Source organism: Candidatus Electronema sp. JC, from assembly GCF_048287365.2.
Classification (GTDB): domain Bacteria; phylum Desulfobacterota; class Desulfobulbia; order Desulfobulbales; family Desulfobulbaceae; genus Electronema.
This window is the reverse complement of sequence record NZ_JBLWEM020000055.1, coordinates 15,507-34,365: the sequence shown is the minus strand read 5'-3', so window position 1 is coordinate 34,365 and position 18,859 is coordinate 15,507. Positions and strand designations below refer to the sequence as shown.

The 18,859-nt window shown below is 62.0% G+C and carries 15 protein-coding genes; 14 read left to right on the top strand and 1 reads right to left on the bottom strand.

The features are described from left to right. Positions 1-10 precede the first annotated feature (10 nt). Genes ACNKH3_RS08865 through ACNKH3_RS08845 form a run of 5 tightly spaced genes read left to right on the top strand, consistent with a single transcriptional unit; the run spans position 11 to position 7,494 of the window. Positions 11-1,024 (top strand): polyprenyl synthetase family protein, encoded by a 1,014-nt coding sequence (locus tag ACNKH3_RS08865; protein ID WP_417915934.1) that lies wholly within the window; start codon positions 11-13, stop codon positions 1,022-1,024. Between the two features lie 24 nt (positions 1,025-1,048). Next, positions 1,049-2,038 carry a diguanylate cyclase gene (locus ACNKH3_RS08860; RefSeq protein ID WP_417915933.1) on the top strand — a complete coding sequence of 330 codons (990 nt, stop codon included), beginning with the start codon at positions 1,049-1,051 and terminating at the stop codon, positions 2,036-2,038. Beyond that, a complete protein-coding gene (locus tag ACNKH3_RS08855; protein ID WP_420208960.1) occupies positions 2,028-6,092 on the top strand; it encodes a response regulator in 4,065 nt (1,354 codons plus the stop codon). Before ACNKH3_RS08860 ends, ACNKH3_RS08855 begins: the two co-directional genes overlap by 11 nt. Beyond that, positions 6,089-6,937 carry a CheR family methyltransferase gene (locus ACNKH3_RS08850; RefSeq protein WP_417915931.1) on the top strand — a complete coding sequence of 283 codons (849 nt, stop codon included), beginning with the start codon at positions 6,089-6,091 and terminating at the stop codon, positions 6,935-6,937. Before ACNKH3_RS08855 ends, ACNKH3_RS08850 begins: the two co-directional genes overlap by 4 nt. After that, the gene (locus ACNKH3_RS08845) at positions 6,937-7,494 is read left to right on the top strand and encodes a chemotaxis protein CheB (protein WP_417915936.1); all 558 of its coding nucleotides are present in this window, start codon (positions 6,937-6,939) and stop codon (positions 7,492-7,494) included. Before ACNKH3_RS08850 ends, ACNKH3_RS08845 begins: the two co-directional genes overlap by 1 nt. On the opposite strand, the gene ACNKH3_RS08840 is transcribed toward ACNKH3_RS08845, so the two are convergent. Next, entirely contained in the window at positions 7,446-9,179 is a 1,734-nt protein-coding gene (locus ACNKH3_RS08840) for a hypothetical protein (RefSeq protein WP_420208959.1), read from the bottom strand. The genes ACNKH3_RS08845 and ACNKH3_RS08840 overlap by 49 nt on opposite strands. A gap of 280 nt (positions 9,180-9,459) precedes the next feature. On the opposite strand from ACNKH3_RS08840, the gene ACNKH3_RS08835 reads away from it, so the two are divergent. The 9 genes from ACNKH3_RS08835 (at position 9,460) to panB (ending at position 18,842) form a co-directional block, all read left to right on the top strand. Further along, positions 9,460-10,830, top strand: coding sequence for a sigma-54-dependent transcriptional regulator (locus tag ACNKH3_RS08835; RefSeq protein ID WP_417915929.1), 1,371 nt, complete (start codon positions 9,460-9,462; stop codon positions 10,828-10,830). Between the two features lie 183 nt (positions 10,831-11,013). Next, the gene (locus tag ACNKH3_RS08830; RefSeq protein WP_417915928.1) at positions 11,014-12,324 is read left to right on the top strand and encodes a pyridoxal phosphate-dependent aminotransferase; all 1,311 of its coding nucleotides are present in this window, start codon (positions 11,014-11,016) and stop codon (positions 12,322-12,324) included. 136 nt (positions 12,325-12,460) lie between these two features. Further along, positions 12,461-13,153: an iron-sulfur cluster assembly scaffold protein gene (locus ACNKH3_RS08825; protein ID WP_417915927.1), complete on the top strand. Its 693-nt coding sequence runs from the start codon at positions 12,461-12,463 to the stop codon at positions 13,151-13,153. Positions 13,154-13,158: 5 nt separating this feature from the next. Next, positions 13,159-14,154 carry a GGGtGRT protein gene (locus ACNKH3_RS08820; RefSeq protein ID WP_417915926.1) on the top strand — a complete coding sequence of 332 codons (996 nt, stop codon included), beginning with the start codon at positions 13,159-13,161 and terminating at the stop codon, positions 14,152-14,154. A gap of 310 nt (positions 14,155-14,464) precedes the next feature. After that, positions 14,465-15,298: a polysaccharide deacetylase family protein gene (locus ACNKH3_RS08815; RefSeq protein WP_420208958.1), complete on the top strand. Its 834-nt coding sequence runs from the start codon at positions 14,465-14,467 to the stop codon at positions 15,296-15,298. Next, complete coding sequence (locus ACNKH3_RS08810) at positions 15,279-15,656, top strand: hypothetical protein (RefSeq protein ID WP_420208957.1); 378 nt, start codon at positions 15,279-15,281, stop codon at positions 15,654-15,656. The genes ACNKH3_RS08815 and ACNKH3_RS08810 overlap by 20 nt, the downstream gene beginning before the upstream one ends. Positions 15,657-15,677: 21 nt before the next feature. Further along, the gene (locus tag ACNKH3_RS08805) at positions 15,678-17,381 is read left to right on the top strand and encodes a hypothetical protein (RefSeq protein ID WP_420208956.1); all 1,704 of its coding nucleotides are present in this window, start codon (positions 15,678-15,680) and stop codon (positions 17,379-17,381) included. Between the two features lie 15 nt (positions 17,382-17,396). After that, a complete protein-coding gene (locus ACNKH3_RS08800; protein ID WP_417917140.1) occupies positions 17,397-18,002 on the top strand; it encodes a hypothetical protein in 606 nt (201 codons plus the stop codon). 9 nt (positions 18,003-18,011) lie between these two features. Further along, entirely contained in the window at positions 18,012-18,842 is an 831-nt protein-coding gene (gene panB / locus ACNKH3_RS08795) for a 3-methyl-2-oxobutanoate hydroxymethyltransferase (RefSeq protein ID WP_417917139.1), read from the top strand. Positions 18,843-18,859 lie beyond the last annotated feature (17 nt).

Genomic DNA, 18,859 nt, shown 5'->3' with positions numbered 1-18,859 from the left:
AGGGAAAAAGATGAAGCCCTCCGCAGCGGAAACCGCCGCCCTGTTTGCCCTGATCGCCCAGAACGCCGCCGAAATCGAGACCGTCATCCGCGCTGAACTTGCCGAAACCCTGAGCGATTGCGACCCGCTTTTAGCTGAGGTGCTGCGCTACGCTTTGCTCTCCGGCGGCAAGCGGCTGCGGCCCTTGCTGACTGTCCTCTGCTCGCGGCTTTGCGGCAAAGGTGAGGCGCGGACGCTCGGCCAGATCGCCGCCGCCTTTGAATATCTGCACACCGCCACACTGATTCACGACGACGTGCTTGACCACGCTGACAGCCGCCGGGGCAAGGAATCGGTGGTCAGCCGCTACGGCCTGCCAGCGGCGATTCTCACCGGCGACTGGCTGCACGCCCGCTCCATGCGCCTGATCGGCTCGCTGGCCGGGCCACAGGCTTTGGAAATTTTCAGCGAGGCGGCGGCAGGCATGGCAGACGGCGAATTCCTCCAGATGCGCCGCGTCGCCAATCCGGCAGTGACCGAGGCGCAGTATTTTGATATTATCGACAAGAAAACCGCAGGACTGATCCGGGCAGCCTGCGCGGTCGGAGCGCTGCACGGCCAAGGCGACCGGGATCAAGTCGCGGCCTTGGCACTGTACGGCGAAAAAATCGGGCGGGCCTTTCAGATCGCCGACGATCTGCTTGATTATCTCGGCGACGAGCTGGCCACCGGCAAGAAGACCTGCAACGACCTGCTTGAAGGCAAAATGACCCTGCCGCTGATTCATGCCCTGAGCAGAGCGGGGCATCAAGAACACGACCAGCTTTTCCTGATCGTCCAAGAAGGCCGCAGTCTGAGCGCGTCGTGCTCCTATGTGCGGCAGCTGATGGAGCGGCTGGGCAGTTTCACGTACAGCCGCCAGCGGGCGGAGCAGGAAATGGCGGCAGGGCTGGCGGCCTTGGCCTGCTTTGATCAGGACTGGCAGCAGGACGGCGTGACTGCGCTCCGCAGCTTGGCTGGCTATGTCCTCAGCCGGGACCGGTGACAAGACTCAACGCGGGACAGGACAATGGCCGAGCCGATCAAGATACTGATTGTTGACGACAAGCCGAACAATCTCTTCACCCTGAAAACCGTCCTGCACGAGGCGGCGGCGGAATTTGTCGAGGCTGACAGCGGCAACGAGGCCCTCCGGCAGCTCCTGCATCACGACTTTGCGCTGGCGATTCTTGATGTCCAGATGCCGGAGATGGACGGCTACGAGCTGGCCCGGCTGATCCGGGGCAGGGAGAAGACCAGCCGCCTGCCGATTATTTTTCTCTCCGCCATTTATTCTGACAGTTTTCATATTTTCAAAGGCTATAATTCAGGAGCGGTGGATTTCATCACCAAGCCCTTCCACCCGGAAATTCTGCTTGGCAAGGTGCTTTTTTTTATGGAAATTTACCGGCAGCAGCAGCAGCTCAGAGAGACCATCAGCGAGCTGGAGCATGCCAAGCAGCTGGTTTTGGAGCAGAACCGCCTGCTGGAGCGCATGGCCACGCATGACGAGCTGACCGGCCTCTGCAACCGGCGCAAGCTGGCTGAGGTGATGAAGCGGGAGGCGGAGCGGAGCCGCCGCTACGGCACCGAGCTGTCCCTGCTCATGCTCGACTTGGATCATTTTAAAAAAGTGAACGACACCTACGGCCACGACTTCGGCGATTTCGTGATCAAGGAGTTCGCCGCCCGGATACTGGCCGGAATCCGCCGCTCAGACTTCTCCTTCCGCTTCGGCGGCGAGGAGTTTATCGTCCTGCTGCCGCAAACCGGCCTCAGCGGCGCGCTGACCGCCGCTGAAAAAATCCGCGCCCTTTGCGCGGAGCAGCCTTTTGCCGGGCTTCAGATCAGCATCGGCATGACCGTGAGCATCGGCATCGCCTCCTATCAGGACCATAAGCCGCAGCAGCCGGACGACCTGATCTGCTGCGCGGACCGCGCCCTCTATCTTGCCAAGGAGTCAGGCAGAAACAGGGTGGTTGTGTACAACAGCACTGCGGAGCATTGCGATGAACAATAAAAGCAGCCAGCCAGCCAGCCGCAGCCGCGCCGCCGTCAGGCGCGGCCTGCACGCCAGAATGATCGCCTCGCACCTCGGCGTGGGCCTGATTCCCCTGCTCTTCATCGGCCTCACGCTCTGGCTGATCGCCTCGCAGGGGCTGAAAACCGTGGGCGGACAGGGAGTCGCCGCTGTGGAGCAGGCCGCCTACGACGAGCTGAAAATCATCTGCGAGATCAAAGAGAAGCAGGTCGCCTCCTTTTTCAAAAAGATGGAAGGGGAGATGTCCATGCTCCGCGACAACCCCTGGCTGCTGCAAATCTTCCGCGCCTTGGATCAGGCGGATGCCGAGACTTGGCAGAAGCTGGCGGATGAGAGCGACGGCCTCTTCCAAGATGTCTGCCGCGATTTTGACTGGAACAATCTCTTCCTGATCAACGCGGAGGGAAAAATCATCTATTCCCTCAGCAAAGCCTCTGATCTCGGCCAGTCTCTCAGCCGCGCGCCGCTGATGAGCAGCCCGCTGGGCCGGGCCTTTGCCCAGCTGCGGCAGAACCCCGGCCAGAACATCGCCTTCGGCGACTACGCGCCTTATGCGCCGCTCAACAACGAGCCGTCCGCCTTTCTGATCACCAGAATCAAAAACGCCGGGCAGGACGAGGCGTATCTGGCCGTGCAGCCCTCCACCCAGGCGCTGCGGACGATGATCAGAATGACCGGAACAAGAAATCATTCGCTCGAAGCATATTTGGTCGGCGAGGACGGCTTCATGCGCTCCGACTCCATGCTCGCCCCGGAACGCTACAGCCGGGTGGAGTCGTTCCGGCAGGGCAACAAGGTCAGCACCGAGGCCAGCCGCAGCGCGTTGCAAGGGAAAAGCGGCACCGGCATCATCAAAGACTACCTCGGCAACACCGTGCTGTCCTCCTGGAGTCCCCTCGACGTGTTCGGCGTGCGCTGGGCGCTGATCTGCGAAGTCAATGAAAGCGAGGCGCTGCGCTACAAAACCGTGATGGACGAAACCAGCGCCAAGGCGGGCAGGCAGGTGCTGCTCTGGCTCTCAGCCGCCCTGCTCCTCACCTTCGCCGCTGTGGGCGCGGTGGCCTGGTTCATCGCCCGCTCGATCAGCAGGCCGATCATCTACGCCGCCGGCGTGGCCGACACCATCGCCGCCGGCGACCTCAAGCAGCGGCTCAACCTGCGGCGCTCGGACGAAATCGGCCAGCTGGCCGACGCGCTTGATTTCATGGTGGATTCGGTGGAGAAGAATTTCCGCCACAAAACCGGCATCGCCGAGCTGGCCGAGCAGACGCGGGGCCAGCTCGACGCGCGGACGCTGGCGCGGAAAATCAGCAGTTTTCTCGCCCGCTTCCTTGGCGCGCAGATGGCCTCCCTCTACCTGACGGACAAGAGCGGCCAGAAACTGGTCATGGCGGGCAGCTACGCCTTCAGCAAGCGCAAGGGCCTCAGCTCCTCCATCGAGCTGGGCGAGGGTCTTGCCGGGCAGGCCGCGCTGGAGAAATCGCTCATCTCGGTCACTGACCTGCCGGAAGGCTATGTCCGCATCAGCTCCTCGCTCGGCGACGCGCCGCCCTGCAACATCGTGGCCGCGCCGTTCCTGCACGAGGAGCGTCTGGTCGGGGTGATTGAGCTGGCCTCCTTCAAAGAATTTTCCGATGAGGATATGAATTTCCTCCGCGAGGCCGGGGACAGCATCGCCATCGTCTTTGATGTCGCCCGCCGCCGCCAGGAGGTGCAGGAGCTGCTGGAGGAGACGCAGCGGCAGTCCGAGGAATTACGTCATCAGGGCGAGGAGCTGAAAGCCACCAATGAGGAATTGGAGGCGCAGACCGTGGCCTTGAAGGAATTCCAGGAGGAGCTGGAAAGCCAGCAGGCCGAGCTGGAGACCACCAATTCCCGCCTCAAGGAGAAGACTGAAGCTCTGATCGCCCAGAAGAGCGAGATCGAAAACCGCAATCAGGAGCTGATCGCCGCCCGCGAGGAGATCGAGGAGCGTTCGCGCGATCTGGCCTTGGCCTCCAAGTACAAGTCCGAATTTTTGGCCAACATGAGCCATGAGCTGCGCACCCCGCTCAACAGCCTGCTGCTGCTTTCCCAGACCTTGGCCGACAACAGGCAGGGCAATTTGACTGAACACCAGCAGGAGGCTGCCAAGGTGGTTGTTGAATCGGGCAAAGATTTGCTCAATTTGATCAACGAGATACTTGATCTGTCCAAAATCGAGGCGGGCCGGGTGGAGGTGGAGGCTGAAGAGGTGGCTTTAACCGAAGTGGCCGAGAACGCCCGCAATCTTTTCAACCACATGGCCGAGCTGAAAGGCTTGGATTTCTCGGTCAGCATTGATCCGGCCCTGCCTCCGGCCCTGCTCACCGACCGCAAGCGGCTGGAGCAAATTGTCAAAAATTTCATCGGCAACAGCATCAAATTCACCGAGGCGGGCAGCGTCCGCTTGGCCTTCGCTGTTCCGGCGGCAGGAGTCCGTTTCCGCCGCGAGGAGCTTGCCGCCGAGGAGACGGTCGCCATCAGCGTGGCCGACACCGGCATCGGCATCCCGGCGGACAAACAGAAGATTATCTTCGAGGCCTTCCAACAGGCGGACGGCTCCACTGGACGCAAGTACGGCGGCACCGGCCTCGGCCTCTCCATCTCGCGGGAGCTGGCCGCGCTGCTCGGCGGCGAGATTCAGCTGGTCAGCGAGCCGGGCAAAGGCTCGGTCTTCACTCTCTATCTGCCGTTGCACGGCATCCAGGACAGCGGCAAAGAGCAGAAAGCCGCCGCGCCGCCGGAGCTGAAGCGGCCTGCCGCGCTCTCCTTGCCGCCCCGCCCGCAGCAGCCGCAGGCCGCCGAGGACGACCGCAGCAGCCTCAGTCCGGGAGCGCGGAGCATCCTGATCATTGAGGACGATCGTAAATTTGCCAAAATTCTCATGGATCAGTGCCGACGGCGCGGCTTCAAGGCTCTGGCCGCCGAGACCGGCGAGGAGGGCCTTCAGCTGGCGGAGCGGCATCAGCCCACCGGCATCATCTTGGACATCAAGCTGCCCGGCATTGACGGCTGGACTGTTCTGACCAGCCTGAAGACCAATCCCGCCACCCGCCACATCCCGGTGCACATGATGTCTGTCGAGGAGGGCAGCCGCGAAGCCTTCCGGCAGGGCGCGGTCGGATTCTTCACCAAACCGGTGGATCAGGAGCAGATCGCCGAGGCTCTGGCCCGCTTTGAGTCAATCAGCAGCAGCAAGGTCAAGCGGCTGCTGGTGGTGGAGGACGACGACGCGCTGCGCGCCGCCTTGGTCGAGCTGGTGGGCAGCGAGGACACAGTCATCGAGGAGGCCAAGACCGGCGAGGAGGCCCACGCCCTCCTGCGCAGCGAGCGATTTGACTGCATGGTGCTGGATCTGGGCCTGCCCGACTGCAACGGCATTGAGCTGCTGCGCAGGCTGGCGGGCGAGCAGAAGATTAAGGTGCCGCCGGTGATCATTTACACCGGCAGGGAACTGAGCCGCGAGGAGGAGAAGGAGCTGAACAAGTACGCCGAATCCATCATCATCAAAAACGCCCGCTCCCGCGAGCGGCTGCTGGACGAGACCTCGCTCTTCCTGCACCGGGTGGTGGAGCAGATGCCGGACAAGAAGCAGGAGATCATCACCGGCCTCTACGATCAGGAGAATATTTTCAAGGGCAAGCGCATCCTGCTGGTTGACGACGACATGCGCAACGTCTTCGCCCTGTCCGGCATTCTGGAGGAAAAGGGAATGGAGGTGGTCATTGCCGAGGACGGCAAAAAAGCCCTGAAAACGCTGGCGGAAGACGGGCGGATTGATCTGGTGCTGATGGACATCATGATGCCGGAGATGGACGGCTACGAGGCCACGCGCCGGATCCGGGCGCAGCGCGAACTCCGCGACCTGCCGGTGATCGCCCTGACCGCCAAGGCGATGAAGGAGGACCGGGAGAAGTGCATCGAGGCCGGAGCCAGCGATTATTTGGCCAAGCCGATTGATCTGGAACGGCTGCTGTCGATGATGCGGGTCTGGCTCTACCGGCAGGCATGAATCAGAACGAGCTGGAAAATCTTGAAATTGACCTGCTGCTGGAGGCCGTCTTCCGCCGCTACGGCTACGACTTCCGCAGCTATGCCCGCGCCAGCGTGGTGCGGCGGCTGCGGCAGCTGATGGAGCAGACCGGGTTGGCTTCGGCAGGCGAACTGATCCCCAAGGCGCTGCACGATCCTGCTTTTTTTCAAGAGCTGCTGGCCGCCTTTTCGATCACCGTGTCCGGCATGTTCCGCGACCCGGAATTCTGGCGTTCGCTGCGGGAGAACGTGGTGCCGCTGCTGCGCACCTACCCCTACATCCGGGTCTGGGTGGCGGGCTGCGCCAGCGGCGAGGAGGCGTACACCATGGCCATTCTCCTCAAAGAGGAGGGGCTGGCCGCGCATTCCACCATCTACGCCACCGACATCAATGATCAGGCTCTGGCTGTGGCCAAAGAAGGCATCTACCCGCTGCGGCAGGTGCGGGAATACAGCGAGAATTACCAGAAAAGCGGGCCGCACGACTCTTTCAGCCGCTACTGCCACGCCTCCCATGACCACATCATCATGAGCCGGGAGCTGAAAAAAAGCATCACCTTTGCCAACCACAATCTGGCCTCTGATCAGGTTTTCGCTGAAATGCACCTGATCCTCTGCCGCAACGTGATGATCTATTTCAATCAGGAGCTGAAAGACCGGGTGCTGCGGCTTTTAGACAGCAGCCTGATCCGGGGCGGCTTCCTCTGCCTCGGCACCAAGGAAAGCCTGCGTTTTTCCTCCAGCGAGAGCCGCTGCGAGGAGATTGACAGCAAAAACAGAATCTACCGCAAGCGGGTGCGGGACAGCGGAGCGGAGCGGCGATGATGAGGCGCAGGGCGGTTGTGGCAGGCTGCTCGGCAGGCGGGATGCAGGCGGTCGCAGCCTTGCTGGCCCAGCTGAGTCCCGGCTTCCGGCTGCCGCTGATCATCGTCCAGCATCTGCACCGAGAGCAGGGCGACTACCTCTTCCGTTTTTACGCCTCCTGCACCCATCTCGCTGTGCAGGAAGCCGTTGAAAAAGAAAAGATTCTGCCCGGCCGTGTCTATGTCGCCCCGCCGGATTATCATCTGCTGATCGAGCGGGACGAGACCTTTTCCCTCTCGGTCGAGGAGAAGGTCAACTTCTGCCGTCCCTCGATTGACGTGCTGTTTGAGAGCGCGGCGGATGTTTACGGCCCCGCGCTGGTCGGCGTAGTGCTGACCGGGGCGAACAGCGACGGCGCGCGGGGTCTGAAGCGGATCAAGGACTGCGGCGGCCTGGCCTTGGTGCAGGAGCCGGAAACCGCCCAGTTCCCGGAAATGCCGCGCTGCGCCCAGCTCTGCGCCCCGGCGGATCAGGCGCTGCCTGTCGAGGCACTGGGCCGACTGCTCAACACGCTCTGAATTCCGCCGGGCAGGACAGGCCCGCCCTCGCGGAAGGAGCAGGAAACCTGCGGGAAGGGAATGCTCCATTGCTGGGCGGTGGCGGTCTCCACCGCGATCTGCTGGAGCAGGCGGCTCAGCTTGCCGTAGAAAGGCGCGGCCTTGCCGCTGAAGCAGGCGACGAGCAGAAAGTCGAGCGAGGACAGCCCGGCCTCTTTGAACTGCACCACTATGTCGGTGATGTCGGCCCCGAAGCCCTCCTCAGTCAGCCGCTGGCGCAGGGCCTCCTTCAGCAGCTCAGGCGCCTCGCCGGTGCAGATGGCCTGATGGGCGTAATCAATGCCGAAAGTTGAGACAAGAAAGAAGCCTTTGGAGAGATTGCCCGGAGTCATGCTGAGAAAATCCTGCATGCGGTAAAATTTGGGCAGATCGCCGAGAAAAATCTGGACGAATTCAGGTGTCAGGATGCCGACCTTGCCGAAAGAGCCGTCAGAGAGCAGCACCCAGTCGTCGGTCCGGCAGGGAAACCACGGCTCCTGCGGGTGATAAGGGCGTGAAGCCAGCCCGATCAGATCTTTCAGCCGGACCCGGATGAAAGGCGTGCTGAGGTCAGGATTTTCCAGACGGCTGTAAAGACTGATCGAGGCGACCCGCCAGGGCAGGCCGTTGTAGACGATGCGCTCGCCGTCCCGAACCGCGCCGATGTTCAGCACCAGCTTGGTCTGCTCCCAGAACTGGGCCACGCCCTGCTTGGCCGCCCAGGCGATGCCGAGAGAAAAAACCAGCATCACGCTGAGAAGTATCCAGTCGTTGAGGACGTACAACGCCAGCAGCAGGGCGGCTCCGGCACCCGCGTACGTCAGGGTCTGATAGGAGACCTCGAACAGGCGGAGGTAGAAAGGCCGCACCGGCTCCCTGTAGGCCGGAATCAGCCTGCGGAGGAAGCGGTAGCCAAGCCGGAGCAGCGAAAAGACGGCGGCGAAAGCCAAAATGGAGAGCAGCAGGTTTCTGCCCCGGCTTTTGAAGAACATCTGAAGCAGCTCCTGGCTGGACTGCCAGAGCGAGGTTTTCTCGTTCAGCCGCTCCTCCAGCTTGTGGGTGATGACCGCCAGCTGGCTGGACAGCTGCTTTTCCTGCTCGGTCAGCTTCTGCCGCACCGTCCGGAGCCTGCGGCGCAGGTCCGCCCGCTCCGCCAGCGGCAGCAGCTGCTCCACGCTGGCTGCCGCCCGCTGCGTCGCGGCAAGCTGCTTCTGATGAAAATCCAGCTCGCCGCGCAGCTTCTCAATCTGCATGGGCCGCTCAGTGATTTTCTTCATCCCCTTCAGAGCGGGCTGAAAGATGTCGCGCAGCTCTTTCTGCCAGTTGAAGTCCTGCTCCTTGGCGGCATTCAGCTCGCTCCAGTTCACTCCTGTGGCGATGCTCTCGAAATTTTCCTCAAAACTGTTCAGCTGCTGGCTGAGGCTGTTCAGTTCCGCCTGCACAGCCTTTTTCCGCTCCTCGCCGCCCGCCGCTTCAAGCTCCTTTTCCTTGCTCCGCAGTTCCTCGGTCAGCGAGACTATTGATTCAGCCACTGCGGAGAGGGTGGTCACGCGCGAATCTTCAGGCAGGCTGCCGCTGTCCTTCTGCGGCTGCGCCCTGAGGGGGGCGGCGGAGAGGCTGAGGATCAGCGCGAGCTGAAGAAAAAAACAGGCGGCCTTGCTGCTCATGGGCGGCTCCTTGAAAGGCTTGGGTTGACGCGGCAGATGCGGAGGGACGCTGACAGCGCATCCTGAACTGAACACTTAAGAGAGGCGGCCCGGAGGAACAGCAGGCCGCCGCATACAGAGATAGCTGCCGCAGTCCGGTTTGTCAACCACAAAACAGGCGGCGGCGCGGCCTGCCGGAATTCGCCCCGCCAGCATGTTTTTTATGGACAGCGCATTGTTTTCCCCCTACTCTGTCTGTAATAATTAAACTGGGAGGAGAGTGCTGAAGCGGGCTGAAATCATGAAGACACCAAAAGCCGCAAAAGTTTTGATTGTGGATGACGAGCAGTCGAACCGCTACGCCCTCAATGCCGTTCTGAGCCGCTGGGGCTGGAGCTGCGTCGAAGCTGACGACGGCCAGGCGGCGGTGGATGAGGTGCGGAAGGGGCCGTTCGACCTTGTGCTGATGGATGTCTGCATGAAGCAGATGGACGGCCTCAGAGCGCTGCGGGAGATCCGGGCCATCAATCCGGCCATTCCGGTGGTGATGGTCACCGCCTCCTCGTCCATTGATTTCGCGGTGGAGGCCATCAAGGAAGGCGCGCACGACTATCTGACCAAGCCGGTTGATCTGGAGCGGCTCCGTGAGACGGCGGAAATCGCCATGAGCCACCGCCTGCCGCCGGACGAGCCGGAACCGCACGGCGGCCAGCCCTTTGACGAGGACGGCAGGATCATCGGCTCCTCGCCGCCCATGCAGGAGCTTTGGGAAATGATCCTGCAAGTCGCGCCCACCGAGGCCACAGTGCTGATCAGCGGCGAATCCGGCACCGGCAAGGAGCTGGTGGCTTCGGCCCTGCACTACCGCAGTCTGCGCAAGGACGGCCCGTTCGTCAAGGTGAACTGCGCGGCCTTGGCCGAGAACCTGCTGGAGTCGGAACTCTTCGGCCATGAGAAAGGGGCCTTCACCGGCGCGGACCGACGGCGGGAAGGCTGTTTTGTCCAGGCCCAGCACGGCACTCTTTTTCTTGACGAGATCGGCGAGACCACCCCGGCCATGCAGGCCAAGCTCCTCCGCGTGCTGCAGGAGCATGAGGTGCAGCGCGTCGGCGGGCAGGAGGTGATCAGCGTCGATGTCCGCATTGTCACCGCCACCAACCGCGATCTGGAGGCCGAGGTGCAGGAGGGCCGCTTCCGCGAGGATCTGTATTACCGTCTGAACGTGGTCACGCTGGACGTGCCTTCCCTGCATGAGCGGCAAAGCGACATCCCCCTGCTCACCGATTTCTTCATCCGCCGCTGCGCCAAACGCAACAAGCGGCTGGTCAAGGGAATCACCCCTGACTGCATGGACATCCTCAGCCGCTACCCTTGGCCAGGCAATGTCCGCGAGCTGGAAAACGCCATCGAGCGCTGCGTGATCCTGACACGCGGCGAGTATCTGGACGTGAGCGGCCTGCCGCTGGCGGTGCAGCGCTGGGCGGAAATGCACCTGCGGCAGGAGGCGGCGGAGCCGCAGGGCACGCTCAAAGAGGCCGAGCTGCAGCTGATTGTCAAGACCTTGGCGGCCACCGGCGGCAACAAAAGCGAGGCCGCCCGCCGTCTGCAGATCACCCGCAAAACGCTGCTGAACAAGCTGAAAAAGCACGGGCTTGACAGCGGCCTCCCCTGAACCTCCGCCCGGCGCGGCGGACTGAAAGCGAATTTCCTCCATCAGGCGGTTGACGGCCCGCTCCGGCTGTGGTAAAGACTTGAGCTTTCAGGCAGAAGGACGGCGTTGCCGCCGGAGCCTTCCGAGCTGCAAACCTGAGCAATGAGCTGCCGGGCTGTCCGGCAAAGGAGAGAGAGACTGGTCATGCGAACGAACATAGTCCATGCCGGCGCTGGCGAACTCACCTATGAGATTCGCAACATCGTCAATGTCGGCAACCAGCTTCAGGCCCTGGGCGTGAAGGTGAACTGGGAGAACATCGGCGACCCGATCGCCAAGGGCGAGCAGATTCCCGGCTGGATGAAGGACATCGTCGCGGAGGCGGCCCAGGAGAACCTGAGCTACGGCTATTCGCCGACACGCGGCGTGCAGTCCACCCGCGAGTTCATCGCCGCTCAGACCAACGCTTTGGGCGGGGCGCAGATCACAGCGGAGGACATCCTCTTCTTCAATGGCCTTGGCGACGCGATCTCCAAAGTTTTCGGCTTCCTCCGGCCCACGGCGCGGGTGATCGTGCCCACGCCGAGCTACACGACGCATTCGTCCGCCGAGGCCGCCCATGCCGGCGACGCGCCGCTGACCTACATTCTTGATCCGAACAAGAACTGGTACCCGGACTTGGATGATTTGGAGTGCCATGTCAAATACAACCCGGCCATCGCGGGCATCCTGATCATCAACCCGGACAACCCGACCGGCGCAGTCTATCCTGAAAGCGTCCTGCGGGCGATAGTGGACATCGCCGACCGCTACGACCTTTTCTTGGTCTGCGACGAGGTCTATCAGAACATGGTTTACAACGGCACCAAAGCGGTGCCGCTGGCCACGGTGATCGGCAAACGCGTGCCCGCGATCTGCCTGCGCGGCGTGTCGAAGGAGATGCCGTGGCCGGGCGGTCGCTGCGGCTGGATGGAGATCTACAACGGCCATCACGACTGCATGTTCGAGAAATACATTCAGTCCATCCTCAACGCCAAGATGATGGAGGTCTGCTCCACCACCCTGCCGCAGCTGGTCCTGCCCAAGGTGGTGACGCACCCGGAATATCCGAAGTATCTCAATGAGCGCGTCCGCCGCTATGAGAAATTCTCGAACATCGCCTACGACATTCTGAAAGGGCTGAAAGGAGTCCTGGTCAACCGCACCAACGGCGCGTTCTACATGAGCGTGGTCTTTGAGCACGGCCTGCTCAATCACAAGCAGAGCCTGCCTATTGTCAAGGACGAGGTGCGCGCGACCGTGGAAAAAATGGTCAGCGGCCCTGGCGTGGAGCCGGACAAGCGCTTTGTCTATTACCTGCTTGGCTCGACCGGCATCTGCGTGGTGCCGCTCTCATCGTTCGCCACCTCCTTGCAGGGCTTCCGCATCACCCTGCTGGAGCGCGACGAGGAGACATTCACCCGCATCTTCCGCACCATCGCCGAGTCCATCCGGAAGTACACCGCCTCGGTCTGACCTAGCGGCGGAGGCGGCCTGGCCGTCCTCCGCCAGGTTTCAGCCTGTTTGTTGCGGAAGATGCCGGCATTCCGCCGCTGCGGCTGGCAGCATGGGCGGAGCTTGTCATTTTTCTTTTTCACTGAGGAGAAGCGTTATGGAATATTCCCACGAAGTCCAAGAGATGCACTGCGTCGCCCAAGGCCCGAATCACGGGCCTTCGCCCATTCCTCAGGAGGGGCAATGGAACCAGGTGCGTCAAATCAGCGAAATCAACGGCCTGAGCCATGCGGTCGGCTGGTGCGCCCCGCATCAGGGCGCCTGCAAGCTGACTTTGAACGTTAAAAACGGCATCATCGAGGAGGCTCTTGTCGAGGTGGTCGGCTGCACCGGCATGACCCATTCCGCAGCGATGGCTGCGGAGATTCTGCCGGGCAAGACCATTCTGGAGGCCCTCAACACCGACTTGGTCTGCGACGCGATCAACGTGGCCATGCGTGAATTCTTCAAGCAGATCAGCTATGGCCGCACTCAGTCGGCCTTTTCTGAGGGCGGCCTGCCCATCGGCGCGGGCTTGGAGGATCTGGGCAAGGGGCTGCGCACCGTCACCGGCACCACTTACGGCACCCGCTTGAAAGGGCCGCGCTACTTGGAGCTGGCCGAGGGCTACATCATGGAGCTGGGGCTGGATGCCAACGACGAGATCATCGGCTACAAGTTCCTCAGAATCGGGCCGATGCTGGACGCGATCAAGAAGGGTGTCGATCCGGCAGAGGCGATGGCCAAGGCCACCGGCACCTACGGGCGCTTCGACGAGGCCGTCAAAACAATTGATCCCCGGAAGGAGTAGACATCATGGCGCTTTTTGAAGGATACGAGCGGAGAATCAGCAAGATAAACGCCGCTTTGGCCGAGCATGGGATCAAGGATTTGGATGCGGCCAAGCAGATGACGCTGGATGCGGGCGTGGATGTCTATGCCATTGTCAAGGGCGTGCAGCCGATCTGCTTTGAGAACGCCTGCTGGGCGTACATCGCCGGTGCGGCTGTCGCTCTGAAGAAAGGGCAGAAGAAGGCCGTTGAGATTGCTTCGACGCTGGGCATTGGCTTGCAGGCGTTCTGCATTCCCGGCTCAGTGGCGGAAAACCGCAAGGTCGGCATCGGCCACGGCAATTTAGCCGCCCGGCTCCTCAGCGAGGAGACCAAATGCTTCGCTTTTCTCGCCGGGCATGAGTCCTTTGCCGCTGCGGAAGGCGCCATCGGCATCGCCAAGTCCGCCAACCGGGTGCGCACTGAGCCGCTGCGGGTCATCCTCAACGGCCTCGGCAAAGACGCGGCCTACATCATTTCCCGCATCAACGGCTTCACCTATGTGAAGACGCAGTACGATTATTACAGCGGCGCGCTCAACATCGTTGAGGAAAAGGCGTTTTCCAGCGGCGAGCGGGCCAAAGTGCGCTGCTACGGCGCGGATGATGTGCGGGAAGGCGTGGCGATCAATCATCTTGAAGGCGTGGATGTCTCAATCACCGGCAATTCGACCAATCCCACCCGCTTTCAGCATCCGGTGGCCGGAACGTACAAGAAAGAATGCCTTGAGCTGGGCAAGAAGTATTTTTCGGTCGCTTCCGGCGGCGGCACTGGCCGCACCCTGCACCCGGACAACATGGCCGCTGGTCCGGCTTCCTACGGCATGACCGACACCATGGGCCGGATGCACAGCGACGCGCAGTTCGCCGGTTCGTCTTCCGTTCCCGCGCACGTCGAGATGATGGGCTTCATCGGCATGGGCAACAACCCGATGGTTGGCGCATCAGTGGCCGTGGCAGTGGCTTTGCAGCAGGCGGGCTGATTTTTTCAGCCGCAGCGGACAGGCGGATGCGCGGCCAGCGTATCCGCCTTTTTTTCTTGCGCAATCCTGTTGACTTTTTTTCCTTGGCGGGTCTATAGTGTTCCTGCAATGTTACGTTGACGTTCCCGCTCCATTGCGTCAAGGCGGTTGAGCGGAGCTGGACAAGGTGGTTGAGCGGAGCCGAAACCGCCGCCTTCGGTTCCGCTCAGGCAGCTCATTGCTCCTGCAGTGCCTGTCAGCTTAACGTTGCAATAATATTAATGAAAGCCTGCGAGATTTCAGTTCGGATTCCCAGCTCAGGAGGCGCGCCATGCCTGTTTCTCTTGCCGGTTCCGTAGGACGGAACGGAAAAAATTTCCCAAGCGATGTGCGGCTTGTCGTCGCTCTGTTCAATAAAATTTTGCCCGCGCCCCTGCCTGCCAGTGACCAGTGCACAGCGGAGCTGATCTTGGCGATTTTCGATTTTCAAAAATCCTTTCTCTCCCGCCCGGACGGCCGGATCGATGTCGGCGGCACAACGTGGCGCAAGCTCAACGCCGCTGCCGCCGGGCAGGGTTCAGGCAAGCCGCCGCTGCTCCTTTCTTTTGACGACGGCCCGGCTCCGACATCCGCCCTGCATTCGATCTTAAACGCCCTTGACGCAGCCGGAGTCAAAGCGGAATTTTACGTGCTGGGCAAAGAGGTGGACAGCTTTCCCGCTGCGGCCAAGGAGATCGTCCAGCGCGGCCACCGGGCGCAGAATCATTCCTACAGCCATGCCAACTTGGCCAGCGCGTCTGAAGCTGCGGTGCGCTTGGAGCTGGAAAAAACGCAGGCCAGCATCAGAAAGGCTGCCGGTACGACCCCGACCAAAATTCGCCCGCCCTACGGCGCAGGCGGCTGGCCGCCATACGATCCCCAGTTAGCCAGAGTTGCAGCCAGCCTTTCCTTGAAAATTGAAAACTGGGATGTTGACACCGAGGACTGGAAGAGTCCCAAAGGCACGATGGATCCGGCCAAGCTGCGGATGATCAAAAAGCAGCTCGATAAAGGCGGCGGCGGGCAGCTGCGGGTGTTGATGCACGTTCAGAGCGAAACCGCCAGCGATCTTGGCCGTTTCATCAGTCAGCTCAAGGCGTGGGGCTATGTTTTCGCCGCGCCTTGACAAAGCCTGCCGCCGGGCCGTTCTGCTCCTGCTGACCATTCTTTTTCTGCTGCCGCTGCCAGCCTGCGGCGGCCAGGAGCTGGCGCAGGCGGCGGCCAGCTACCGGCAGCGCAAGGATTCCGACAGCTTGGAGGTCATTCACCGGCACCTACGCCGGGGAATGCCGCAGGCCGAGGTCGAGGGCCTGCTCGGAGAGCCGGATTATTCGCCCATCGAGGGGCAGCAGTATTACGCCTCCCGCCGGGAGGGAGCAGAGCAGAGCGGCCCGCCGCCGACTCTGGTGGTGGACTACCGGGACGCGCAGGGCGGGCTGACCGCCGTGCTGCATGATTTCTGGCTGGGGACAGCCGGGGAATAAATCTCAACAACGAGGTCTTTCATGCCGTATTCGATTTCTGGCTCAGTGGGCGAAGGCGGAGTCAACCGCACGGAAGATGTGCGGACAGTCTATGCCCTGTTCAACAAAATCCTCCCCGCGCCGCTGGCGGTCAGCGACACCTGCTCGGCGCAGCTTGTGCAGGCGATTAAAACCTTCCAGACCGCTTTCATGAGCAGGCCGGACGGCAGAATTGATGTCGGCGGCGGCACGTGGCGGCGGCTGACCGCAGCGGCGGAGCCGTCCACCAGCGGCGGCGATGCGGGCACTGGGAGTGTCAACCTCAACGGCGCGTGGGCAGTGCGGAATCAGTGGAGCGACAGCTATGAGGCCGAGTTTTCGCGCTGGGTCGAGCAGCTCTACGCCAAAAAAGGTGCCACGCTGACGGCCTGCCTGCGCAATCCGGCAGCCAACAGCCTCTACTCGGACGAGGACAGAACCCTCTCCGTCTTCAGCGACTGCGCCGACCTGCCCTATCTGCTCCGGGCCTATTTCGCTTACAAAAAGAAGCTGCCCTTCTCCTTCAACTCGACCATCTCCGGCGGACGCTACACCAGCGGCAACCTGCCGGGCAGCCGCAAGTCTTTCCTCGACTACGCCAGCTTCTCCAGCTTGGCGCGGGCTGTCAGCAACAGCGTCCACAGCGGCTTTTTCCGCTATGCATGGACGACGGAGAAGACCGACACCTATTTGGCCGAAGTCAGCCGGGAGAGCGTCACGCCGGGCACTGTTTATTATGATGCCAACGGCCACGTTTTGGTGGTGGGGCGGGTGGATGCGGACGGCACGGTCTGGATGATGGACGGCCACCCGGACAACAGCCTGACCAGCAAGCGCTTCGGCGAGTCGCTTTCACGCGGCTCCTGCAAGAGCGGCGGCGGCTTCCGCCGCTGGCGGCGGCAGACAGTGAGCGGCAGCAGCATCGTCCTCGCCGCCAATCAGGCAGAAAAATTCTTTGATTCCGGCCAGAGCCAGTGCCAGAGCAACTACCGTGTGGATGGTTTCGATCTCAACTACCATCAATGGGTGAAAAAGCGGCTGGCCTCCAGCGGCTCGCGGATTGATCCGGTCACTGAGCTTGGCCAGCAGCTTTCCGCCCTGCACGAGGCCCTGAAGGAGCGGGTGGATTCCGTCAAGGCGGCTGTTGACAACGGCATCCACCGCAAGACTCATCCCGGCAGCCTGCCGCGCAACATCTACGGTGCCGAGGGCGAATGGGAGACTTACTCCACGCCGGGCCGCGACGCGCGGCTGCGGGCGCAGGTGAAGGAAACACACAGTTTCATCAGCATGAGCGTGGAGGCGGTGGCGCGGGGCAGCCATCCCTACCTCTTCAGCGGCACAGCCAGCCAGTTAGTGCGCCGCTATGCGGAAATCTGGCAGGACAGCTCGGCGCGGCTGCGGATCAGCTACACCAGCTCCGCTGGAGCGGCGGTCTTGCTGACTTTGGCCGAAATCATGGATAGGCTTTTCAAGCTCTCCTTTGATCCTTACCACTGCCCGGAGCTGCGCTGGGGCGACACGCAGAGCACTGCCTGTCAAGACGGCTCGGTCAAGCGCGACTGGTACAACAAGGAGCAGCGGCTCCGCAATGTCATCACCCCGGACAGCAGCGCCAACACCACTGTTGACTGGGGGCCGCTCAATCCGCCGGACATCCACATCGGCCAGCTGATCGAACGGCTCAAGCAGCAGTACGGTGTTTGAGCAGGAGGAAACATCATGTTCCGACCGTCGGTGGAAAAGCTGATTGAGGTGATGAAGGCCAAAGGCCACAAAGTCTATGACACACCGGGCATGGACTGGAATCTGAACATCGTCGGCATCCGCGCCAGCGACCCGGAGCCGGGCACGTTCAACGACACGCTGACCGTGTTCCAGCGGTTCCAAGGCAGCTGGGAGATCAGTTATTATCCCATCACCACAGATCCGAGCGTGTATTATCTGCGGCATCCGGTCAACAGCTCCGGGGCCGCCATTCTTAAAGAAGGGCAGTACAAGGGCGCGTACAAGCTCGACATCCACAACCGGGGCTTGGACAGCGGCCATCTCGCCCTCTGCCAGCGGCTGAAGCCGGTCACGGTCTACCGCGACAGCAACCGCGACGAGAAGCTGAATCTGATTGAGCGCAAAACCCAGACCGGGATGTTCAACATCAACATCCACCGCACCAGCGAGGACTACATTCAGCGGCAGCGGTTCTCGGCTGGCTGCCAAGTTTTCGCTGATCAGCGGCAGTTCGCTGACTTCATCCGCATCTGCCAGGCGGGCGAAAAGGCCTTCGGCAACAAGTTCACCTACACCCTGCTGCACGAGCGGGATTTTTAACTGCTGCCAATGAAGAGAATCACCGTCAAGGACTTCCGCGACCGGAAAGGCGGCCAGCGGCTCGCCGTGCTGACCGCCTACGACGCGGCGATGGCCCGGCTTTTGGACAGCGCGGGCGCGGACGCGCTGCTGGTGGGCGACTCGCTGGGCATGGTCGCGCTGGGCTATGACTCCACCCTGCCGGTGACGATGGAGCAGATGCTGCACCACGCCGGGGCGGTCAGCCGGGGCGCGGCCCGCGCCTTGGTGATCGCCGACATGCCCTTCGGCTCTTATCAAATCAGCCCGGAGCAGGCGGCGGCCAACGGCATCCGCTTTCTCAAAGAGGCAGGCTGCGCGGCGGTCAAGCTGGAGGGTGGTGAGGAAGTCTGCGCGGCGGTGCGCGCGCTGGTGCGGGCCGGGGTGCCGGTGATGGGGCATGTCGGCCTCACGCCGCAGACCGCTGGACAGCTGGGCGGCTACAAGATGCAGGGCAAAGATTTGGCGGCGGCCCGCAGGCTGCTGGCCGAGGCCAAAGCCTTGGAGGCCGCCGGGGTCTTCAGCATTGTGCTGGAGGCGGTTCCAGCCCGGTTGGCGGAGATCATCACCCGCTCGGTCGCTGTGCCGACCATCGGCATTGGCGCAGGGCCACACTGCGACGGCCAGGTGCTGGTCACCAACGACCTGCTTGGCCTGTTTGAAAAATTTGTCCCCAGCTTTGTCAAGCAGTACGTCAACCTTGCCCCGGAGATCAAAAAAGCGGTGACGAGCTACATCAGCGAGGTCGGCAGCGGCACCTTCCCCGGCCCGGAACACAGCTTCGGCGGCGGCGATTTCAGCGGCCTGCTGGAGGAAAGCTGACCTTCCGCGCCTGCGCC